The organism is Bacteroides sp. AF39-16AC (genome assembly GCF_003602735.1).
Classification (GTDB): domain Bacteria; phylum Bacteroidota; class Bacteroidia; order Bacteroidales; family Bacteroidaceae; genus Bacteroides; species Bacteroides uniformis.
In genome coordinates this window covers 18,972-40,728 of record NZ_QTLN01000017.1, presented here as the reverse complement: position 1 = coordinate 40,728, position 21,757 = coordinate 18,972, and the positions used below count along the sequence as shown (strand labels likewise).

General features: G+C 47.8%; 19 protein-coding genes. 8 read left to right on the top strand and 11 right to left on the bottom strand.

Translation table 11 applies throughout. The features are described 5' to 3' along the window. Positions 1 to 110: 110 nt before the first annotated feature. Positions 111 to 962: a patatin family protein gene (locus DW039_RS14145; RefSeq protein WP_008663962.1), complete on the bottom strand. Its 852-nt coding sequence runs from the start codon at positions 960 to 962 to the stop codon at positions 111 to 113. A gap of 95 nt (positions 963 to 1,057) precedes the next feature. On the opposite strand from DW039_RS14145, the gene DW039_RS14140 reads away from it, so the two are divergent. After that, positions 1,058 to 2,257, top strand: a complete 1,200-nt coding sequence (locus DW039_RS14140) for an aminopeptidase C (RefSeq protein ID WP_022401575.1) — start codon at positions 1,058 to 1,060, stop codon at positions 2,255 to 2,257. Between the two features lie 44 nt (positions 2,258 to 2,301). Here DW039_RS14140 and DW039_RS14135 read toward each other — a convergent pair whose 3' ends face one another. Further along, a complete protein-coding gene (locus DW039_RS14135; protein ID WP_005826266.1) occupies positions 2,302 to 4,062 on the bottom strand; it encodes a 1-deoxy-D-xylulose-5-phosphate synthase in 1,761 nt (586 codons plus the stop codon). A 336-nt stretch (positions 4,063 to 4,398) separates the two neighbouring features. Between DW039_RS14135 and DW039_RS14130 the strand changes: the two genes are divergently transcribed. From DW039_RS14130 to DW039_RS14115, 4 genes are read left to right on the top strand one after another with little or no spacing between them, the layout of a single operon-like run. Beyond that, entirely contained in the window at positions 4,399 to 5,292 is an 894-nt protein-coding gene (locus tag DW039_RS14130) for an electron transfer flavoprotein subunit beta/FixA family protein (protein WP_120382053.1), read from the top strand. 4 nt (positions 5,293 to 5,296) lie between these two features. Then, positions 5,297 to 6,316, top strand: a complete 1,020-nt coding sequence (locus tag DW039_RS14125; RefSeq protein WP_005835598.1) for an electron transfer flavoprotein subunit alpha/FixB family protein — start codon at positions 5,297 to 5,299, stop codon at positions 6,314 to 6,316. 14 nt (positions 6,317 to 6,330) lie between these two features. Further along, the gene (locus tag DW039_RS14120; RefSeq protein ID WP_120382052.1) at positions 6,331 to 7,152 is read left to right on the top strand and encodes an energy transducer TonB; all 822 of its coding nucleotides are present in this window, start codon (positions 6,331 to 6,333) and stop codon (positions 7,150 to 7,152) included. 10 nt (positions 7,153 to 7,162) lie between these two features. Further along, on the top strand, positions 7,163 to 8,869 hold the full coding sequence (locus DW039_RS14115; protein WP_005826256.1) for an acyl-CoA dehydrogenase family protein: 1,707 nt from the start codon (positions 7,163 to 7,165) through the stop codon (positions 8,867 to 8,869). A gap of 137 nt (positions 8,870 to 9,006) precedes the next feature. Here the strand turns inward: DW039_RS14115 and DW039_RS14110 are convergent, their stop codons facing one another. Both DW039_RS14110 and DW039_RS14105 read right to left on the bottom strand, forming a co-directional pair. Further along, positions 9,007 to 9,300 carry a chaperone modulator CbpM gene (locus DW039_RS14110; protein WP_009036538.1) on the bottom strand — a complete coding sequence of 98 codons (294 nt, stop codon included), beginning with the start codon at positions 9,298 to 9,300 and terminating at the stop codon, positions 9,007 to 9,009. Positions 9,301 to 9,317: 17 nt separating this feature from the next. Further along, positions 9,318 to 10,286 (bottom strand): DnaJ C-terminal domain-containing protein, encoded by a 969-nt coding sequence (locus DW039_RS14105; protein WP_005826253.1) that lies wholly within the window; start codon positions 10,284 to 10,286, stop codon positions 9,318 to 9,320. A gap of 308 nt (positions 10,287 to 10,594) precedes the next feature. On the opposite strand from DW039_RS14105, the gene DW039_RS14100 reads away from it, so the two are divergent. Then, positions 10,595 to 13,105 (top strand): glycoside hydrolase family 9 protein, encoded by a 2,511-nt coding sequence (locus DW039_RS14100; RefSeq protein WP_120382051.1) that lies wholly within the window; start codon positions 10,595 to 10,597, stop codon positions 13,103 to 13,105. A gap of 171 nt (positions 13,106 to 13,276) precedes the next feature. Here the strand turns inward: DW039_RS14100 and DW039_RS14095 are convergent, their stop codons facing one another. The 4 genes from DW039_RS14095 to DW039_RS14080 form a co-directional block, all read right to left on the bottom strand. Beyond that, a complete protein-coding gene (locus tag DW039_RS14095) occupies positions 13,277 to 14,296 on the bottom strand; it encodes a low specificity L-threonine aldolase (protein ID WP_120382059.1) in 1,020 nt (339 codons plus the stop codon). A gap of 156 nt (positions 14,297 to 14,452) precedes the next feature. Next, positions 14,453 to 14,671, bottom strand: a complete 219-nt coding sequence (locus tag DW039_RS14090; protein ID WP_005826242.1) for a winged helix-turn-helix domain-containing protein — start codon at positions 14,669 to 14,671, stop codon at positions 14,453 to 14,455. Positions 14,672 to 14,925: 254 nt separating this feature from the next. Beyond that, complete coding sequence (groL, locus tag DW039_RS14085) at positions 14,926 to 16,563, bottom strand: chaperonin GroEL (RefSeq protein ID WP_005835590.1); 1,638 nt, start codon at positions 16,561 to 16,563, stop codon at positions 14,926 to 14,928. Between the two features lie 37 nt (positions 16,564 to 16,600). Beyond that, positions 16,601 to 16,873 (bottom strand): co-chaperone GroES, encoded by a 273-nt coding sequence (locus tag DW039_RS14080; protein ID WP_004290132.1) that lies wholly within the window; start codon positions 16,871 to 16,873, stop codon positions 16,601 to 16,603. A gap of 183 nt (positions 16,874 to 17,056) precedes the next feature. Between DW039_RS14080 and DW039_RS14075 the strand changes: the two genes are divergently transcribed. Next, a complete protein-coding gene (locus DW039_RS14075; RefSeq protein ID WP_117589144.1) occupies positions 17,057 to 17,911 on the top strand; it encodes a bile acid:sodium symporter family protein in 855 nt (284 codons plus the stop codon). Here DW039_RS14075 and DW039_RS14070 read toward each other — a convergent pair. From DW039_RS14070 to hisS, 3 genes are all read right to left on the bottom strand, one after another. Next, positions 17,881 to 18,642 (bottom strand): EFR1 family ferrodoxin, encoded by a 762-nt coding sequence (locus tag DW039_RS14070; protein WP_009036533.1) that lies wholly within the window; start codon positions 18,640 to 18,642, stop codon positions 17,881 to 17,883. The two genes, DW039_RS14075 and DW039_RS14070, sit on opposite strands and share 31 nt — an antisense overlap. A 48-nt stretch (positions 18,643 to 18,690) precedes the next feature. Then, a complete protein-coding gene (locus DW039_RS20950) occupies positions 18,691 to 18,849 on the bottom strand; it encodes a hypothetical protein (protein ID WP_165491391.1) in 159 nt (52 codons plus the stop codon). 146 nt (positions 18,850 to 18,995) lie between these two features. Next, positions 18,996 to 20,357 carry a histidine--tRNA ligase gene (hisS, locus tag DW039_RS14060; protein ID WP_016273161.1) on the bottom strand — a complete coding sequence of 454 codons (1,362 nt, stop codon included), beginning with the start codon at positions 20,355 to 20,357 and terminating at the stop codon, positions 18,996 to 18,998. Between the two features lie 131 nt (positions 20,358 to 20,488). Here hisS and DW039_RS14055 point away from each other — a divergent pair, with 131 nt between their 5' ends. Further along, positions 20,489 to 21,652 carry a transglutaminase domain-containing protein gene (locus tag DW039_RS14055; protein ID WP_230321393.1) on the top strand — a complete coding sequence of 388 codons (1,164 nt, stop codon included), beginning with the start codon at positions 20,489 to 20,491 and terminating at the stop codon, positions 21,650 to 21,652. Positions 21,653 to 21,757: the final 105 nt, after the last annotated feature.

Genomic DNA, 21,757 nt, shown 5'->3' with positions numbered 1-21,757 from the left:
GTTTTTTGCTAAATAAACTTTAGCTTTAGCAGCAAATTAATAGAAAAGAATGAAAACAATATGGGAGCAGATGCTAATTGCACCAGCTCTCATAGTATACTCTCTCAGAATCAAAAACGAAAAGCAAACTGTTCCGCACACCGATATCCTTCTTCATAAAGCTCCGTCAGCTTCTTGATGTCACGCTCGATGCGGTCTACCACTACCGGCTTCTGTGGACGGATCACAACGATTTCCCCGGCGGCTTCCATCCGTTCCACCTGCTCCAACTGTTGATTATAGACAATACTGCGGCGGTTGATGGCTTCACGCAATAGCGGATATTTCTTATATATAAAAGGTGGAACCTTCGTTCCCTGAATTTCCTTACGGTACCCATGATTGCGCGTCAACACCACTACATTATTGGTAAATCCATCCTGACGGGCACGCATCAAAGGGATACTGTCCACAATACCTCCATCCAGCATCGGGATGTTGTCCACGTAGGTAATGGGACAGACAAACGGCAGACTGCTCGAAGCACGCACAATATCAATGACGCGCTCTTTACTCCGCTTCTCCTCAAAATAGTTCGCTTCGCCCGTCTCGCAGTTGGTAGTTACCATCACATAACGTTCGGGACAATGAAAGTATGCCTCGTAGTCGTAGGGAAGTATGTGTTCCGGAAACTCCTGGAACAACAAGTCGAAATCCATGATATTCCGCTTCTTCAACAGATACTTCAATCCGATGTAATTGTATTTTTCCAGCAAGTCGATATTGCTGTACTTGGCACGCCCGCGCTGACCGGACATATAAGAAAGTCCGTTGCAGGCTCCGGCACTGACGCCGATGGTATAGGGAAAGCGAATGCCACGATCCATAAAGCTGTCGAGCACACCGCAAGTGAAGACGCCGCGCATACCGCCGCCCTCCAAAACAAGACCGCTATGGTCGTCGATACGTATTATTTTCTCCATAAGTGTCGGAATTAACGCTTCAAAGATAGCTTTTGTTTACGATATTCTACCTATATTTGCAGTTGCAACAATAAATCTATAACATTTTAATTATGATGAAGAAATCAATACTGATGGCTGCATTGGGTTTATTAAGTTTAAACACAATAGCACAAGACACTCCGAAAGAGGAAGGTTTCATCTTTACGACCGTAAAAGAAAATCCTATCACTTCTGTTAAGAACCAGAACCGTGCCGGTACATGCTGGTGCTATTCCGGACTGGCATTCATCGAATCCGAACTGCTCCGCATGGGCAAAGGCGAATACGACTTTTCTGAAATGTTTATCGTACACAACACCTATCTGGACCGTGCCGACAAGGCAGTGCGTACACATGGTGACGTTTCGTTCTCACAAGGCGGTTCGTTCTACGATGTAATTTATGGTATGAAAACTTTTGGTCTGGTGCCCGAAGAGGAAATGCGTCCGGGCGTTATGTATGGCGACACGCTGAGCAACCACACCGAATTGACAGCCGTATCTGATGCCGTAGTGGCAGCCATTGCCAAGGGAAAACACCGCAGCCTGCAAACAGACCAAGACAAGAACCCGCTCTGGAAGAAAGCCATTACCGCTATCCACGATATTTATCTGGGCGAACGTCCCGAGAAGTTCACCTACAAAGGCAAGGAATATACTCCGAAGTCTTTCTATGAATCTACCGGACTGAATGCAGATGACTATATCTCACTGACTTCCTATACCCACCATCCCTTCTACCAGCCGTTCGTCCTGGAAATACAAGACAACTGGCGTTGGGCTTCTTCCTACAACTTGCCTATTGACGAGTTGATGGAAGTGTTTGACAACGCTATCAATAAGGGTTACACCATTGCATGGGGTAGTGACGTAAGCGAACAAGGCTTCACACGCGACGGTATAGCCGTAATGCCCGATGCAGAAAAGGTGCAAGAACTGAGCGGTTCGGACATGGCACACTGGCTGAAAATGAAACCCGAAGAAAAGAAACTGAACAGCAAGCCTCAACCGCAGAAGTGGTGCACACAAGAAGAGCGCCAGCTGGCATACGACAACTGGGAAACTACTGACGACCACGGTATGCTGATTTACGGTATAGCCAAAGACCAGGAAGGCAACGAATACTATATGGTAAAGAACTCTTGGGGTGAAGCCGGAAAGTACAAAGGACTGTGGTATGCTTCCAAAGCTTTCGTGCGCTATAAAACAATGAACATCATTGTGCACAAGGATGCACTGCCTAAGGATATTGCCAAGAAACTGGGTATTAAATAAATAAAAGAAGGAGATGCAGTTTGATGCATCTCCTTTTTCAATTCTTACCAAATCCTACAGATATCTTCCACAATCTGCGGAACCGTCAACCGGTTCTTCTTCAACTGCTCCTCCACATCGTAACGGTCGATAAACTCTTTCTTCACACCATAGTTCAGTACCTTCATATCCGACGGACCGTAGTAACGGGCAATCTTCTCGCCAAAGCCACCGTCCAGCACTCCGTCCTCAAGAGTAATGACCAGTGTATGGTCGCGCTTCAGGTCATCGAGCAAAGCCTCGTCCACACCCGTGATGTAGCGAGGATTGACAAGCGTGGCATCCACTCCTTTCTCTTCCTTCAACCGGGCAGCCACGGCTTCGCCCAACTGATAGAAAGAGCCCAGTCCCAATATGGCGACCTTCTCTCCACGATGGGACACCTCATAACGGTTCAGCGTCTTGCCGTAATCCTTCTCCGGTTCTACATTCCTGCGGACAACCCCATTGGCCGGCACGCGAATGGCAACCGGATGTTCCGTTTGACGGATGCCCCACTCCAGCATTGCCATATACTCCTCACGACAAGTAGGTGCCAGATAAACCATATTCGGAATATTACCGATGACCGGAATATCAAAAAGACAAAGATGGGTAACATCATTCATACTCGATAAGCTTCCCCAGAAGACAAGAATCAGTGCAGGATTATTGTTGATGCAAAGATCCTGGGACAACTGGTCGTAGGCGCGCTGGATAAAGGTGCTGTAGACCCCGAATACCGGTTTTCCACCTCCGGCAGCAATGGCAGAAGCCATGGCAACAGCCTGCTCTTCGGCAATGCCCATATCGATGAACTGCCGCCCTGCCTCCTTGCGGCGCTCCGGTGTAAAGCCAAATACCGTAGGTGTACCTGCGGTGATGCCCACCACAGTCGGGTCTTTCTTCATCTCCTGCAACAAATAACCGGCGGTAAGGTCGGCATAGTCTTCACCCTCTCCAGACTCACCGGTCAGATTGCCGGTTTCAAGGTCGAACGGAACACTGTAATGGAAACGTTCTTTTTGCTCTTCTGCCAATTTGTATCCCTTACCTTTCAAGGTATTGATATGTACCACAACCGGATGCTTCTTGTCCTTCACTTCACGGAAAGCCTCTATCAATTGCTCCACGTCATTGCCATCCTTCACATAGAGATAATCATATCCCATTGCCTTAAAATAGTTGCAGGGAGCCTGCCCCTCCGTTTCGCGTAACTGTTGCAGATTGCGGTATAGCCCGCCATGATTCTCGGCAATGGACATCTGGTTATCGTTGACAATGACGATGAAGTTCGTGCCCAGTTCGGCACCTACATTCAATCCTTCGAAGGCTTCACCTCCACTCAACGAGCCATCGCCGATGACGGCAATCACATTACCCGCCTCCCCCTTCAGGTCACGCGCCTTGGCAAGTCCGCTTGCCAGACTGACGGAGGTAGAGGTATGCCCGATAACGAAAAAGTCATGCTCGCTTTCCGACGGTTCGGAATATCCGGAGACTTCGTCATACTCGTCCGCATTCATAAACGCTGCCCGGCGGCCTGTCAATATCTTATGGGTATAACTTTGGTGAGACACGTCATAGACTATCTTGTCCGTTGGTGAATCGAACACGTAATGCAGGGCTATGGTGGCTTCTACCATTCCCAGGTTGGGACCTACGTGTCCTCCGTGAGAGCTTAACTTGTTTAACAACACCTGGCGGATTTCTCCACCTAATCCGTTCATCTCGCTGACTGATAACTTTTTCACGTCAGCAGGGGAATTTACTTTTTCAATATACATATTCTATAATAACATTTAAGTAGCGATGCTTGTTTATCCGATGCCGCCCGTCGTGCAGGCCTCATCCGGACGCTGCAAAAGTACAGAGGAAACGGGAACGGAAAGGTAGATAAATTACCGGTTTTATTACCTTTTTTACAGATATAGAGCCAACTGATATTTGCGCAAAATCCCTCAACTTGTGCATTTTTCACCCCATTTTCTTGTCAAACCCAACTCTTTCCGTAAATTTGCAGGCTGATAATGAGTTAACCGGCCAATTTCAGTAGCAGGATTCTACTACTCCTATTCCCGGCACTGACATACAAAGAAATACTAATACTAATAATTAATAGCATGAGTTTGAAAATTGTTGTATTGGCAAAACAAGTTCCCGACACACGCAATGTTGGGAAAGATGCCATGAAAGCCGACGGAACCATCAACCGCGCGGCACTCCCTGCCATCTTCAACCCCGAAGACCTGAACGCTCTTGAGCAGGCTCTCCGACTGAAAGATGAACATCCGGGCTCCACCGTTACCATCCTGACCATGGGACCGGGACGTGCAGCCGAAGTTATTCGTGAAGGACTTTACCGTGGTGCCGACAACGGCTATCTGCTGACCGACCGCGCCTTTGCAGGTGCCGATACGCTTGCCACTTCGTATGCCCTTGCCACAGCCATCAAGAAGATAGGCGACTATGACGTCATCATCGGCGGACGCCAGGCCATCGACGGTGATACCGCCCAAGTAGGCCCGCAGGTTGCCGAAAAGCTGGGGCTGACGCAAGTGACCTACGCAGAAGAGATTCTGAACGTGGACAAAGCCGCCAAGAAAATTACCGTGAAACGTCATATCGACGGGGGTGTGGAAACCGTTGAGGCTCCCCTGCCCATAGTCATCACCGTAAACGGAAGTGCCGCTCCCTGCCGCCCGCGCAATGCCAAACTGGTGCAGAAGTACAAACGCGCCCTCGGTGCCCAGGAAAAAGCTGCCATCACCAAGGAAGGCGCTGGGCTTGCCTACGCCGGCCTCTACGAGAAATATCCCTATCTGAACATCACGGAATGGAGCGTTGCCGACGTGAACGGCGACCTTGCACAATGCGGTCTGAGCGGCTCGCCCACAAAGGTGAAGACCATTCAGAACATTTCATTCCAGGCCAAAGAAAGCAAGACGCTGACGGGCAGCGACCAGGATGTAGAAGATTTGATTGTTGAACTGTTAGCTAACCATACGATAGGATAAGATTATGAATAATGTATTTGTATATTTAGAGATAGAAGGCACAACGGTTGCCGACGTCAGTCTCGAACTCTTGACCAAAGGTCGTAAATTAGCCAATCAGTTGGGCTGTCAACTGGAGGCAGTTGCTGCCGGCAACAATCTGGTAGGCATTGAAAAGCAGGTATTGCCCTTCGGAGTAGACAAACTCCACGTATTCGACGCTCCGGGCTTGTTCCCCTATACTTCCCTTCCCCACTCCTCTATCCTCATCAATTTGTTCAAAGAAGAAAAGCCGCAAATCTGCCTGATGGGCGCCACCGTTATCGGTCGCGACCTCGGTCCGCGCGTTTCTTCCGCTTTGACCAGCGGACTGACTGCCGACTGTACCTCACTGGAAATCGGCAACCACGAAGACAAGAAGGAAGGCAAGGTTTACGAGAACCTGCTGTATCAAATCCGTCCCGCATTCGGCGGTAACATCGTTGCCACGATTGTGAATCCCGAGCACCGTCCGCAGATGGCAACCGTTCGCGAAGGTGTGATGAAGAAAGAGATACTGGACGCTGACTATAAGGGCGAAGTCATCAACCACGACGTTGCCAAGTACGTGCCCGAGACGGACTATGTGGTAAAAGTCATCGACCGCCACGTAGAAAAGGCAAAACATAACCTGAAAGGCGCTCCCATCGTGATTGCCGGAGGCTACGGCATGGGAAGCAAGGAAGGTTTTGACATGTTGTTCGAGCTTGCCAAAGAACTCCATGCTGAGGTAGGCGCCAGCCGTGCTGCCGTCGATGCCGGTTATGCCGACCATGACCGCCAGATTGGCCAGACCGGTGTCACTGTCCGCCCCAAACTGTATATTGCTTGCGGCATCAGCGGACAAATCCAGCACATTGCCGGTATGCAGGAAAGTGGTATTATCATCTCCATCAACAATGACGAGAACGCTCCCATCAATACGATTGCCGACTATGTCATCAACGGTACGGTGGAAGAGGTTATCCCGAAGATGATAAAATATTATAAATCACACAGTAAATAACAATAAAGGTAATCATGAAAGGGCTGATTCTTATATTTGTTCTTCTTTCAGGTATATCTTCCGCTATCGCTCAAGAAAAGCTCTGGTTGGACAAGAATTACCAATGGACGGACGACTCCATCCAGGCAGTCAGGTATGCTCTTGTTTCCAAGATAAACAAGAAGTGCATCAAGGTGGAAGAGTATGCTTTGGAAGGACAAAAGAAGGATGTCTGGCATTTCTCCGAATACAAAAGCAATCCCCGCAAAAGGATAAGGGAAGGCCTGCATACATCATTCTATGCAAATGGCAAGGACAGCCTGACAGAAGTATATAGAGACAACCGCCTGGAGGGACAGACCATGGTGTATTATCCCGACGGTGCCATACATCTGGCCCGGAGCTACAGCGATGGTAAACTTGACGGAACACTCCTGCAGTACTATCCCGACGGGAAACTCCGTAGAGAGGAACACTATTCAGAGAATCAGTGTACCGGTGGAAAGATGTTCGACGAGCACGGAACTGAAATGGAACATCAGCCGTATTTCATGTTTCCATCCTTCCCCGGTGGAATAGAGAACCTCATGAAACTGGTGGCCAATGTTACCAAATATCCGGAAGACGCCTGGAAACAAAAGGCGGAAGGAAGGGTAATCCTACGATTCGTTGTAGACGAAGAAGGCAAGATGACCCATCCCCAAATTCTCCAGTCCGTGCGCTATGACATCGACAAAGAAGCCATACGCGCTTTCGAGGCCATTGCCGACGTCTACCGCTGGTCGCCCGGCTATCAGGACGGAGAGGCCAAGCGAGTGAAATTCACCATACCCCTATACTTCAGAATACCTAAATAACCAAGAAATTATGGCAAATTTTTATACCGAAGTTCCCGAATTGAAGTATCATCTGAACAACTCGATGATGGAACGTATCTGCGAACTGAAAGAACGCGGTTACCAAGACAAAGACAAGTATGACTATGCCCCGCAGGACTATGCGGATGCTATGGACTCTTTTGACAAGGTACTTGAAATCACCGGAGAGATTACTGGAGAGATTATCGCTCCCAATGCCGAGGGCGTGGACGAAGAAGGTCCCCACTGTGCCAACGGCCGTGTGGAATATGCCAGCGGCACCAAGCAGAACCTCGACGCCATGGTAAAAGCCGGATTGAACGGTATGACCATGCCGCGCCGTTTCGGTGGCTTGAACTTCCCGATTACTCCGTACACCATGTGTGCGGAAATCGTTGCCGCCGCCGATGCCGGTTTCGGTAACATCTGGTCACTGCAAGACTGTATCGAAACGCTCTACGAATTCGGTAACGAAGACCAGCACAGCCGTTTTATACCGCGTGTCTGCGCCGGAGAGACCATGTCTATGGACCTGACAGAACCGGATGCCGGTTCCGACTTGCAGAGCGTAATGCTGAAAGCGACCTATGACGAGGCCAACAACTGCTGGCGCCTGAACGGCGTGAAGCGTTTTATTACTAACGGTGACGCCAATCTCCACCTCGTACTGGCACGTTCAGAAGAGGGTACCAAAGACGGACGTGGCTTGTCCATGTTCATCTACGATAAGAATGAAGGCGGTGTAGACGTGCGCCGCATCGAGAACAAGCTGGGTATCCACGGCTCTCCCACCTGCGAGCTGGTTTACAAGAATGCAAAGGCAGAACTTTGCGGCGACCGCAAGCTTGGTTTGATTAAATACGTTATGGCTTTGATGAACGGTGCCCGTCTGGGTATTGCCGCACAGTCGGTAGGCCTTTCACAAGCTGCCTACAACGAAGGTCTGGCTTATGCCAAAGACCGCAAGCAGTTCGGCAAGGCTATCATCGAATTCCCGGCTGTATATGACATGCTGGCTATTATGAAAGCCAAGTTGGATGCAGGACGCTCCTTGCTGTACCAGACTTCCCGCTACGTTGACATCTACAAAGCGCTGGACGACATTGCTCGCGAACGCAAACTGACTCCGGAAGAACGCCAGGAACAAAAGAAGTATGCCAAACTTGCCGACGCCTTCACTCCGCTGGCAAAAGGTATGAACTCTGAATATGCCAATCAGAATGCTTACGACAGCATCCAGATTCACGGCGGTTCGGGCTTCATGCTGGAGTATGCTTGCCAACGTATCTATCGTGATGCACGTATCACTTCTATCTACGAAGGTACTACTCAGTTGCAGACCGTAGCTGCTATCCGCTATGTAACAAACGGCTCATACTCTGCCACCTTGCGCGACTACGAGCAAGTGCCGTGCAGCGAAGAAATGCAACCGTTGATGGACCGCATCAAAGAGATGACCAACAAGTTCGAAGCCTGCACCAATGCGGTGAAAGAGGCACAGAATCAGGAATTGCTGGACTTCGTGGCACGTCGCCTCTATGAGATGGCTGCGGTATGTATCATGTCGCACCTCATCATTCAGGACGCGACAAAGGCTCCCGAACTGTTCGGCAAGTCGGCTCTGGTGTATGTGAACTACGCAGAAGCTGAAGTGGAAAAACACTTTAACTTCATCCGTAAGTTCAAGGCAGAAGAGCTGGAAAGCTACCGCAAATAAACGCATTGCTTGGACAAGGCAAATATAGCGGGCACCGGAGTTTAGCTACTCCGGTGCCCGCTTGTTTTTTCTGAAATACTTCCTCCTGCTTGCCCCTTCTTAAAAGGACAAAAGTTCTCAAAGAGACGAAAGGAAAATTAATACTCTCCGTGCAGCCTCAGCCTGCCGCGCAGCGAGTGTATCTCCCGCTGCATCTCTTCCATCCTTGCCAGCAGATGGTGGATGGCATCAATCCCTTCCATATTGATGGAAAGGTCGTAGTACATACGGCTGTACCGTTCCACATCCGGCAACTCGGAGAAAGGCAGATAACGCTCTCCACCTTCCTGCTCCACATCTATCAGTCCACTTTCGCACAGCATATCAATAAAAGTGGGCTCTATATGACACTTGTCACAATATTCGCTGATGACAATCCATTCGTTCTGCATAATCCGTTCTCCTTTCATTAGTTCATACTCTGAATTTTACGGAACATCTCTTTCTGCTGTTCCGTCAGGTTTGTCGGCAACTTCACGGAATAAGTCACGATGAGATCGCCAAACTGTCCCTCCTTCTTATATACGGGGAAGCCCTTACCCTTCAGACGTACCTTAGTCCCGTTCTGAGTTTCGGGTTTCACCTTCAGCTTCACCTGACCATCCAAAGTATCCACCAACTGGTCGCCACCCAGCAGGGCTGTATAAAGGTCGACGGTCACATCCACATACAAATCATCTCCCAAACGCTTGAATACCGAGTCGTCCGGAATCACAAACGTGATGTATAAGTCACCTGCAGGACCTCCGTTGATGCCCTCGCCACCATAGCCTTTCAGTTTGATGACCTGTCCGTTGGCCACACCGGCCGGAATGGTAATACGCACTTGCTTGCCATTCACCGTCAATATCTGTTTATGGGTCTTCGCAGCCTCACGAAGCGAGAGGTTCAAATCCGCATGATAATCCTGCCCGCGGAAACCGGCATTGGCACCGCCTCCGCCGCGCGTACGATGACCGAACATCTGTTCGAAGAAGTCTGAGAAACCACCGGCATTACTGCCCGAAAATTCCTGGCCGTCGGAAGAATACCAATACGTACCGCCTCCGTCCGTACCAAATCCCGCACCGGAACCTCCAAAACCGGCACCGCCAAATCCCCCGAAGCCCCCGGCTTGCTGCTGTGCCCGCTTCTGCGCTTCAAACTCGTCGGCATGTTTCCAGTGTTCACCATATTCATCATATTTCTTTCTTTTTTCAGGATCACTCAGCACCTCATTCGCCTCGTTGATAGCCTGAAACTTATCCTTGGCCGTAGCATCGTTCGGATTCAAGTCAGGATGGTACTTGCGCGCCAGCTTGCGGAACGCTCTCTTGATGTCATCCTGAGATGCCTTTTTGTCCACTCCAAGGACCTGATAGTAATCAATATAAGCCATAGTCTATTAGTTTTATTGTCTAAATACCATAAAACAAATAACACGCCAATTTGTTTTACGCATTACTAAAATAGGTAAACGAAAATTAAAAAGCATCATCAAGCATAATAATTACGTGATAAACAAACATTTAGTTTCAACCAGACACTTATTTCACGTCTATAAAATACCAAAATAGTGTAAACGACACCTAATATCGTCTAATTATTCATCCTAAATCTTCCTAAAATTGACAGAAAATGCTTTATTTGTAATAAGGAAAATTTGTTTTATATATAATCCCCAACCTTAGATTAAAAACCCCCATTATGAAAAGTAATTATTGGCTCCTAACGGTAATATTCGCTCTCGTAGCCCTACCGGGCAAAGCAGGCGAATGGATCAGAATCAACCAACTCGGCTATTTGCCGCAATCCGTCAAAGTCGCTGTATTCATGAGCGAGGAAGGAACAAACGTAGAAAATTATTCATTGATTGACGCTTTCACCGGAAAGGTGGTGCGTACCTTCAACACAACCAAGGCCACCGGCAAGATGGGAGGCATGAAGAGTACCTACCGGTTGAACTTCAGTGATTTCACAGAACCGGGCACGTATTATCTGAAAGCAGGCAAAGCGGTCTCCCCCCGTTTCCCCATCAATGCACAAGTCTACAACGGTACCGCAGACTACCTGCTGCACTACATGCGGCAGCAACGCTGCGGCTATAATCCGTTCCTGAAAGACAGCTGCCACGTGCACGACGGCTACATCGTCTATCATCCCACCAAAACCGGACAACATATAGACGTCCGCGGAGGCTGGCACGATGCTACGGACTATCTGCAATACACCACCACCTCCGCCAATGCCATCTACCAGATGATGTTTGCCTATCAGGAAAATCCGGAATCATTCGGTGACGCCTATGATGCAGCCGGACATCCGGGAGCCAACGGCATTCCCGACATCGTGGACGAAATCAAGTGGGGACTGGACTGGCTGAACCGGATGAATCCTGCTCCGGGCGAGCTGTACAACCAGATAGCCGACGACCGTGACCATGCCGGAATGCGCCTACCTAACAAAGACCTGGTGGATTACGGCTACGGACCGGGTAAAGGACGCCCCGTTTACTTTTGCAGTGGCGAACCGCAAGTACGTGGAGAGTTCAAGAATGCAACGACCGGAGTGGCAAGCACTGCCGGCAAGTTTGCCTCCTGCTTCGCTTTAGGCGCCAAGATACTGAAAGACTACTATCCTGAATTTGCAGCAGAAATCGAAGCCAAGGCCGATGCCGCCTATCAGGAAGGCGTAAAGAAACCGGGAGCATGCCAGACTGCCTCTGTCTTGTCTCCCTACATTTACGAAGAGGACAACTGGGTGGACGATATGGAACTGGGAGCCATGGAACTGTACAAAGCCACCGGCGACAACAAATACCTGGCCCAAGCCCTTGAATACGGACGTCGCGAACCGGTGACTCCTTGGATGGGCGCCGACAGTGCACGCCACTACCAATGGTATCCGTTCATGAACATGGGGCACTACCATCTTGCCAAAGTGGACAACAGCCGCATCAGCAAGGAATTCATCCGCAACATGCGTACGGGCATTGAACGCACGTACGAGAAAGCGGTAGAAAGCCCCTTTCTGCACGGTATACCCTACATCTGGTGTTCCAACAATCTGACTACCGCCATGCTAACCCAATGCCGGCTGTACCGTGAAACCACCGGCGATGACACATACGCCGAAATGGAAGCCTCCCTGCGCGACTGGCTGTTCGGCTGTAACCCTTGGGGAACCAGCATGATTGTGGAACTTCCCCTTTACGGAGACTATCCCTCGCAACCCCACTCCTCACTGCTGAATGCAGGCGTGGGCAATACTACCGGCGGACTGGTGGACGGTCCTGTCTATCGTACCATCTTCGAAAGCCTGCGCGGTGTCAATATGACGGGAATTCCCGGAACTCCCGGACAAGACTACGAACGCTTCCAGCCAGACCTGATGGTATATCACGACGCCATCCACGACTATTCCACCAATGAGCCTACCATGGACGGAACCGCCTGCCTCACGTACTACCTCTCTGCCATGCAGAAGGATGGAATGAAGCAAGCCGATATCCCAAATGACAAGAATGTATATGTGGACGGAGGCATTATCCGCACCGATCCCTCAAAAAAGCAAATCACCCTCGTATTCACTGCCGCCGACAAAGCAGACGGTGCCGATGCCATCATCAGCACCTTGAAGAAGCATGGCATCAAAGGTGGCTTCTTCTTTACCGGAGAGTTCTATGAACTCTATCCCGATGTAGTGAAACGCCTGCTCGACGAAGGGCATTTTGTAGGCAGCCACAGTTACGGACATCTGTTGTACATGCCTTGGGAAGACCGTGATTCTCTGCTGGTCACCCGCGAAGAGTTTGAGAACGATATGATGAAAAGCTACGAGACCCTCCGCAAGGCAGGTATCGAATACAAGGACGCTCCCGTCTATATTCCTCCTTACGAATACTATAACAAGAAAATATCTGCCTGGGCAAAGAATATGGGTATTCAAGTTATCAACTATACCCCTGGTACCATGAGCAATGCCGACTACACCACTCCGGACATGGGACAGAAGTACCGGAGTAGCAAACTCATCTACGACAAGATTATGGAGGTGGAAAAGAAAGAAGGTCTGAACGGACACCTAATGCTGATACACTTCGGAACGGACGACCGCCGCACAGACAAGTTCTATAATGGCTATCTGGACAAGATGATTAAGACGCTGAAACGAAAAGGCTACACTTTTGTACCGGTCCGCGAGGCTGTCGGTATATAAGCATACTCTAACAAGGATTTATTGAAAAGGTTAGTTAAAAAGGTTATCGTGCAAAGGTATTTAAGGTAAATATTCAATCGGTTTGTTTTCAGTAAACCTTCCCCTACCCCCAAGAGGGGAAAGTTTCGAAGTAAGCTCCCAGCCTGTGAAGGTTAGGAGCTTTTATATATTTCAGAGAAGCCTTTTTACCGATTGCAGCAATTGCTCAATATCTTCTTCCGTAGTATCAAAAGAGGTTACAAAACGGATTTCGTGGATGGCCTCATCCCAGAAGTAGAAGAAATAGTCCTTCAACAGCTCGTCAATCACCGGACGGGGCATCGTAAGGAAAAGCTGGTTACTTTCCACCTTCTGCGTAAAATGCGCACCTGGCAATTCCTTCAATCCGTCGTAAAGAATCTTTGCCATACGATTGGCATGCGCGGCATTTTTCAACCAAAGGCTGTCCGTCAGATAGGCAGTAAACTGGCAGGACAGATAGCGGAGCTTGGATGCGAGCTGTGCCGACTGCTTGCGCACAAAATAAGCTTCCTTCTTCAAAGCTGGGTTAAAGACAACCACGCTTTCTCCCAACATCAGTCCATTTTTCGTACCACCGAAGCTGAGGATATCTATCCCGCAATCCACTGTCAGTTCCCTAAAGCCAAGATTCAAGGCTGCACAAGCATTTGCCAGACGTGCTCCGTCCATATGGACATACATGCCATGCCGATGGGCCAAATCCGTCAAAGCCCGCAACTCGTCCGGCTTATAGACAGTGCCCAGCTCCGAACATTGCGAAATATAGATGGCTCCGGGCTGCGAATGATGCTGTTCGCCGAAATGGCACAAATAAGGACGGACTAAATCGGGCGTCAGCTTGCCGTCAGGGGTAGCTATAGGACGAATCTGACAACCTGTCATACGGGCAGGCGCACCGCACTCATCGACATAGATATGTGCAGTCTCTGCACAAATAATGGAATTATAAGGGCGGGTACACAGCTGCAAAGCCACCGCATTACTGCCCGTACCGTTGAATACGAACAACGGTTCACAATCCGGCGTAAACGCTTCTCTTATTTTACGGACAGCCTCCTCTGTCCAAGGATCATCCCCATAACCAATAGCATGGTCACGGTTGGCCCGGTTCAGCGCCTCCATTACCAACGGATGTACGCCTGAATTATTGTCTGAAGCAAAACTTCTCATAGTCTTTCTGTTTTTGTTCATTGAAAAGAATGTGCAAAGGAAAGAATATTCTGCAACATGAAAAAACAAAGGAGCACAGATTTCATCCCCCCGGCAGAAAATGCTTCCGCACTGCGAAATCTGTGCTCCTCAATCAATCCATTCAATCGGTTTCCTTTATCCGATATAAACATTTACCCCTAGTGAAACATAAAGTTCATCTTCTTCCTGATGAATTTCAATCTTGTCCTCACGGGCAAGCCACCCCAATGCGGCTCCCAACTCCTTGTCCTTCAGTCCGGACTTCCTCTTTAAAGAACCGTAGCTCCATCTGGTATAATCGCTAAGCAACTGCCAAACTTTCCCAGCATTTAGTCCAATTTCGCTTTTGTTCATTTTCTCTTCAATTAAAAAGGTTAATAGTTCTTGTTGATTAGGTTATCTTTACGAAGGGTAAAGATATGATTTTTTATTTTACTAACAATAAAAACGAACAAAAGATATAAAAACTAATCATTTTTGTAACACTTTTGTAATATTACACGCTTTTTATTAATAATCAAGAAGGTAAATAGAACAAAAAAACCGCAGTATCTATCAAAAAGACACTGCGGTTCTCCTATTTGATTAAGCAATCAGGGAAAACGATCTTACATCATTCCGCCCATGCCTCCCATTCCGGGAGCCCCCATCGGCATCTCAGGCTTATCTTCTTTCTTCTCTACGATTACACATTCTGTAGTCAGGAACATACCGGCAATAGAAGCGGCATTTTCAAGAGCCACACGAGTAACCTTGGCAGGATCTACCACACCGGCTGCATGCAGGTTCTCATAAACATCGGTACGGGCATTGTAACCGAAGTCTGCCTTGCCTTCGCGTACTTTCTGCACAACAACAGCACCTTCTTTACCGGCGTTGGCAACAATCTGACGCAACGGTTCTTCGATAGCACGCTTGATGATGTCGATACCTGTGGTTTCGTCCACATTGTCACCCTTGAAGCCTTCCAATGCATCCAATGCGCGAATATAGGCTACACCACCACCAGGAACGATACCTTCTTCGATAGCAGCACGGGTAGCACGGAGTGCATCGTCCACACGGTCTTTCTTTTCCTTCATTTCAACCTCAGAAGCAGCACCCACATAAAGAACAGCTACACCGCCAGACAACTTGGCCAGACGTTCCTGCAGTTTTTCCTTATCATAATCAGACTTCGTAGCAACAATCTGAGCCTTGATTTGTTCGCAACGTTCCTTGATGTTCTCTTTGTCACCGGCACCGTTTACGATGGTCGTGTTATCCTTGGAAACAGTTACCTTGTCGGCAGTACCCAGCATTTCGATAGTAGCTTGTTCCAGCTTCAGACCTTTTTCCTCGCTGATGACAACACCACCGGTCAGCACTGCAATATCCTCCAACATTTCCTTGCGACGGTCACCGAAGCCCGGAGCCTTCACTGCACAAATCTTCAACTGAGAACGCAGACGGTTTACAACCAAAGTTGTCAGCGCTTCGCTATCCACATCTTCTGCAATAACCAGCAAAGGACGACCGGTCTGTACTGCCGGTTCGAGGATAGGCAGGAAATCTTTCAGGTTGGAAATCTTCTTATCATAAATCAGGATGTACGGTTTTTCCATTTCGCACTCCATCTTCTCCGTATTGGTAACGAAGTAAGCAGAGAGGTAACCACGGTCGAACTGCATACCTTCAACCACACCGATAGTAGTATCAGTACCCTTTGCCTCTTCGATAGTGATAACACCGTCTTTGGAAACTTTGCGCATAGCGTCTGCAATCAGCTTGCCGATAACGGGGTCGTTATTGGCAGAAACGGAAGCAACTTGCTCAATCTTGTCATAGTTGTCACCCACTGTTTCCGCCTGGCCTTTGATAGAATCAACCACTTTGGCAACAGCCTTGTCGATACCGCGTTTGATATCCATCGGGCTAGCACCGGCAGTCACGTTCTTCAGACCTTCGGCTACGATAGCCTGAGCCAAAACAGTAGCAGTTGTAGTACCGTCACCTGCATCGTCGCCGGTCTTGGAAGCAACTTCCTTTACCAGCTGTGCGCCAGTATTCTGATATGCGTCTGCCAACTCTACTTCTTTAGCTACCGTTACACCATCTTTCGTGATGTGGGGAGCACCGAATTTCTTTTCGATGATAACGTTACGACCTTTAGGGCCGAGGGTTACTTTTACTGCATTTGCCAGTGTGTCGATACCTTTCTTCAATTGGTCGCGGGCATCGATATTGAATAATATTTCTTTTGCCATAACTATATTTACATTTTAACGATTTACAATTTACAAATTAACCTAAAACAGCGAGCACATCGCTTTGACGCATGATGAGGTACTTGGTTCCTTCAACTTCCAGTTCAGTACCGGCATACTTACCATACAGCACTGTGTCACCAACCTTCAACACCATTTCTTCGTCTTTTGTTCCGTTGCCTACTGCAATAACTTCACCTTTCAAAGGTTTCTCTTTCGCTGTATCAGGAATAATGATACCGCCAATTGTCTTTTCTTCTGCAGGTGCAGGGAGTATCAGCACTCTGTCTGCTAATGGTTTAATGTTCATAATCTTTTTGTTTTATATGTTATACATTTGTTATAATGGTAATTTTGCTTTAAACAAGCGATAAACAACTTACGAAAACCGTGCCAAACGAACAAGCTGATTGTTTGGCAGACAAAGGCTGACAAAATGGCAAAGTATACAACAATATTTGCTATCTTTGCAGCCTCAAAAATGATTTGACTTATGAACGCAATATGGATAGTCCTCCCCATTCTTACCTTATTGATGTTTGAACTGGGACTGACATTACAAACCGAAGACTTTAAACTGTTCCGCAAACGCCCCCGCCCCATTATTGCCGGGCTGGCAGGCCAAATCATCCTACTGCCGATGCTGGCATTTGCTTTAGGACATGTCTTCCAGCTCGAACCTCTGTTCTTTATCGGCATCATACTCATAGCCTGCTCGCCAGGCGGCAGCTCATCCAACATCTTCTCCATGATAGCCAAAGGAGACGTAGCATTGTCCGTGTCACTGACGGCATGCAGCAGCATTATTACGCTGTTCACTATCCCCGTGATTATGGAATTCGCCACACACTTTGTAGACAGCAATCTGGACATAGATATCCATCTCCCCGTAGGCAGCCTTATCATGCAGAACCTGGTTCTGATGCTTCTTCCCATTGTAGCCGGCATATTCACGAAGCGCTACCGTCCGCAAATGGCAGAAAGGATTCATAAGATATTGTCCAAGACAGCCTTTCCCGCACTTATCCTGCTGGCAACCATCTTCTTCATACAGCACCATGCTACCATCACCGGCCAATTCGGCAAACTGGGCCTCTGCATCTCCATTCTTATCCTGCTGGCTATGGGAGGCGGCGTAGTGCTATCGAAGTCCATGCGCCTCAACCGGAAAGAACAACGTACACTCATTATAGAAATCGGTATGCAGAATGCCGCACAAGCAATTGCTGTTGCCAGTAGTCCGTTTGTATTCAACAATGACATTATTGCAATACCTGCCATTATCTACGCACTGGTAATGAATGTTATTCTGCTGATTTATGTGGGAGTGGTGAAGCGGCAAAGATAATCTTCCAACCGGTATCTCCCCTTCTTCTGTGTCGCTTTTCCATACTGTATCACTTTCCGGGGGCAAAAATGCAAACAAGCCATACAATGAATGCACTGCTTTCCCCACACCGGATGCCCATCCACCAACCGGATATTACCTACCGGACAAGATTTGCCGCATATTCCGCAAGAGATACAGCCTTCATCTACATGGAAACTCCTTGTACCAATGACAAAACGGACAAACAAAGGATTCACAACATACGTTTTCAGCCAGGCAGCACTGCCCTCATGCACATTCCAGACCCTCTTCCGTGCAATGACATCTTCGGCAATCGAAGCGACAGCATGCCGTGCGTTCTCTATCTTCTTGAGGCAAAGCGCCCCATCGTCCAAATTGAACATCGGTACATAGGTATTGGGCATTGCAACAGACCAGGCTGCATCCAACGGAAAATGTTCCGCCAGGCGGTTCATTCCCTTTCCCATATCGTCCCCGCATGTACACACGGCATAACGGTAACAGCAGTCCGGCAACCGGAGCTGCGACAAAAAATCAATCAAGACACGAGGTGCATACCATGAGTGTACCGGAAAAACAATACCTAGTCTGTCAGCTATCGACAGCCCTGCGGGTATCGAGCCTTGCTTAAGGCAATCAACAATGCTGACGGCAGTATCATGCATAGCCTCTGCAAGCAATTCTGCAATCCAGCGTGAGTTTCCGGTTGCGGTAAAATAAAGTATCATCGGCAATATGTTTTGCCGACAAAGGTAGTGATTTGACTTGAATTCCTTCTATTCCAGCAGCTCCTCTATGGAATAATTTTCCCAGAACGCTTTTGTAGAATGCACTAATGAACTGCCCATATAGAGCAGGAACAATACCGCTATGACAATCATCAGGAAACTGACGAGGGCATTGTGTTTTTCTTGCTTAAGCTCAACAGAAACCATAAGAACCTCCTTTTTTGTCAGTACAAAGATAAATGCAGGATGTTTCATTTTTCCTACGCCACTATTACAAATACCTATATTTGTGCCATAAATATACAAAAAAAGGAGCAATTTTGTGCTCCTTTTTAAATGTATTTCAGTTTTTATTATTTCAGTTCGCTAACCAGCTCTTGGGGAGTGACCATTTTCTGCTCTCCGGTCTCCATGTTTTTCAATGTCACCTTACCTTCATTCATTTCATTCTCACCCACCAGGGCCACAAACGGGATGGCTTTGGAGTTCGCATACCCCATCTGTTTCTTCATCTTGCTTGCATCGGGGAAAATCTCGGCACGGATGCCTGCCGCACGCACTTCAGTCAATACATTCATTGAGAATGCGGCCTCTTTCTCACCAAAGTTGATAAACAGTAACTGAGTACCGTTCACCGCTTCTTTCGGATAAAGGTCAAGCTGGTTCAGCACATCAAAGATACGGTCTGCACCGAACGAGATACCGACACCACTGACACCGGACATACCGAATACACCCGTCAAGTTGTCATAGCGTCCTCCACCAGTAATACTGCCGATTTGCACATCCAGCGCCTTTACTTCGAAGATGGCACCGGTATAGTAATTCAAGCCACGGGCCAATGTCAAATCCAGCTCGATTTCGTTCTTCAAGCCAAGGTTCTTTAAGGTGGAAAGGATAAATTCACTTTCCTCCACGCCCTTCAGTCCGGTCTCGCTGACAGCAAGAACTTCCTTCAGAGTTGCAAGTTTCTCTTCATTACTTCCGCTCAACAAAATGATAGGTTGCAGTTTGGCGATAGCCTCGTCACTGATGCCTTTCTCTTTCAACTCGGCATTGACATTGTCCAGACCTATCTTATCCAACTTATCAATGGCCACAGTAATATCAACAATCTTGTCAGACTCACCGATGATTTCGGCAATGCCACTCAATATCTTACGGTTGTTAATCTTGATACAAACACGGATGCCGAAGCGGGTAAATACCGTATCGACAATCTGCATCAGCTCCACCTCATTCAGCAAGGAATCACTGCCTACCACATCGGCATCGCACTGATAGAACTCACGATAGCGTCCTTTTTGCGGACGGTCGGCGCGCCACACGGGCTGTATCTGATAACGTTTGAAAGGAAAAGTTATTTCATCGCGGTGCATCACCACGTAGCGGGCAAAAGGTACTGTAAGGTCATAGCGCAAACCTTTCTCGCAAAACTTGCAGGCAAGTCTCGGAGCATTACGGCTCAACAGTTCTTCATCTGTCAGTCCGGAAAAGTAATCACCGGAGTTCTGTATCTTGAACAAAAGCTTGTCGCCTTCCTCACCATACTTCCCCATCAAGGTAGAAAGCATTTCCATCGAGGGCGTTTCTATCTGCTGAAAACCATAGAGATGATACACCTCACGAATCGTATTGAATATATAGTTACGCTTCGCCATTTCTACGGGCGAGAAGTCACGGGTTCCTTTCGGAATACTTGGTTTTGCTGCCATAATCAGTTCAATTATTTTAAAATCGGACGACAAAGTTACAGTATTTTATTGATTAAGAAAAGAGAATGTTTACCTTTGTATCATTACCGTCGCATAAAAACGACCAAAACAAACTTCAAACTTACACATTTATGAAAGAGAGACTGATTTTATTCTGCATGTTGTTGCTATGCGGCATCGGTGTTAGCCGGGCACAATCCGGCAACGCCAAAGACTTCGACCAAAAAGAAGAAGCCATCGTACAAAAGCTGCAACAAGCCGTCAATGAGAAAAACTATAAAGAAGCCGAAAAGAACGGTAAGGCTTTGATAACTCTGTTCAAAGAACAAGACGAGAACACTCAGAAAAAGTACAGCTGGCTCATACAGTCCTATTACTACAATTTAGCCTGCTTCCAATCCTTGTTAAAGAAAAAAGGTGAAGCCATCAAAAATTTAGAACTGGCCTACGACAATGGATTTCAAGATTACAACCACATGATGAATGATACCGACTTAGACAACCTGCGCAGCGATAAACGGTTCAAGGCAGTGCTTGCCAAAGTGAAGAAAGTGGGTGACTACCTCGACATACTTCAAAAAACACCGGGATACACCCACAATGAGCGCCCTGATACACTCCCCCGCTTCGAATACATCAATCCCAACAACAAGTATTTAGTAGAGGTACGCCAATACTTCAAGTTGGACAGTGTGGCAGGCGCAGGCGACGAATTATCGAAAATAAAGAACATACTTACTTATATACACAATACCATAAAACATGACGGAAACCATGAAAGTCCGGCAGGCAGCAACATCATAAAATGGGCAGAAGCTTGCAAAGGCGGTGCGCGAGGTCTGCATTGCGGAGGTCTTGCCCATGTACTGAAGGATTGTTATCTGTCCATGGGATTTAAGGCACGCCACATCAGCGGATTACCCAAAAAATACATTGGCGAATGCCATTCCATTAACGTAGTTTATTCCAATACCTTGGATAAATGGATATGGGTAGACCCCACCAACAATGCCTGGGTGATGGATGAAAACGGCATCATGCTAAGCGTGCAAGAAGTGCGCGAACGTCTGCGAGACGGTCGTCCGGTAATCCTAAATGAAGAAGCCAACTGGAATAACCAGCAGAAGATTACCAAAGAATATTATTTAGACAGCTATATGGCCAAGAATCTCTATAGCATAAAAGCAGACGATGTACTGCTTTGCCCCTCAGACCCTAATGCAGAAAACTTCTTCCAAGCCAAGTACGTGGTCAATGACGATGCCTGGTTCTGGCAGTCGCCCTATCAGGAATAAAAAAACAGATGATGCATCCGGCAGAGACACATCATCTATTTAATGTAAACAGACCATCTGTTTCGGGTGAACAGATGGTCTGTTTTTTATGTCTGCATCATGTGT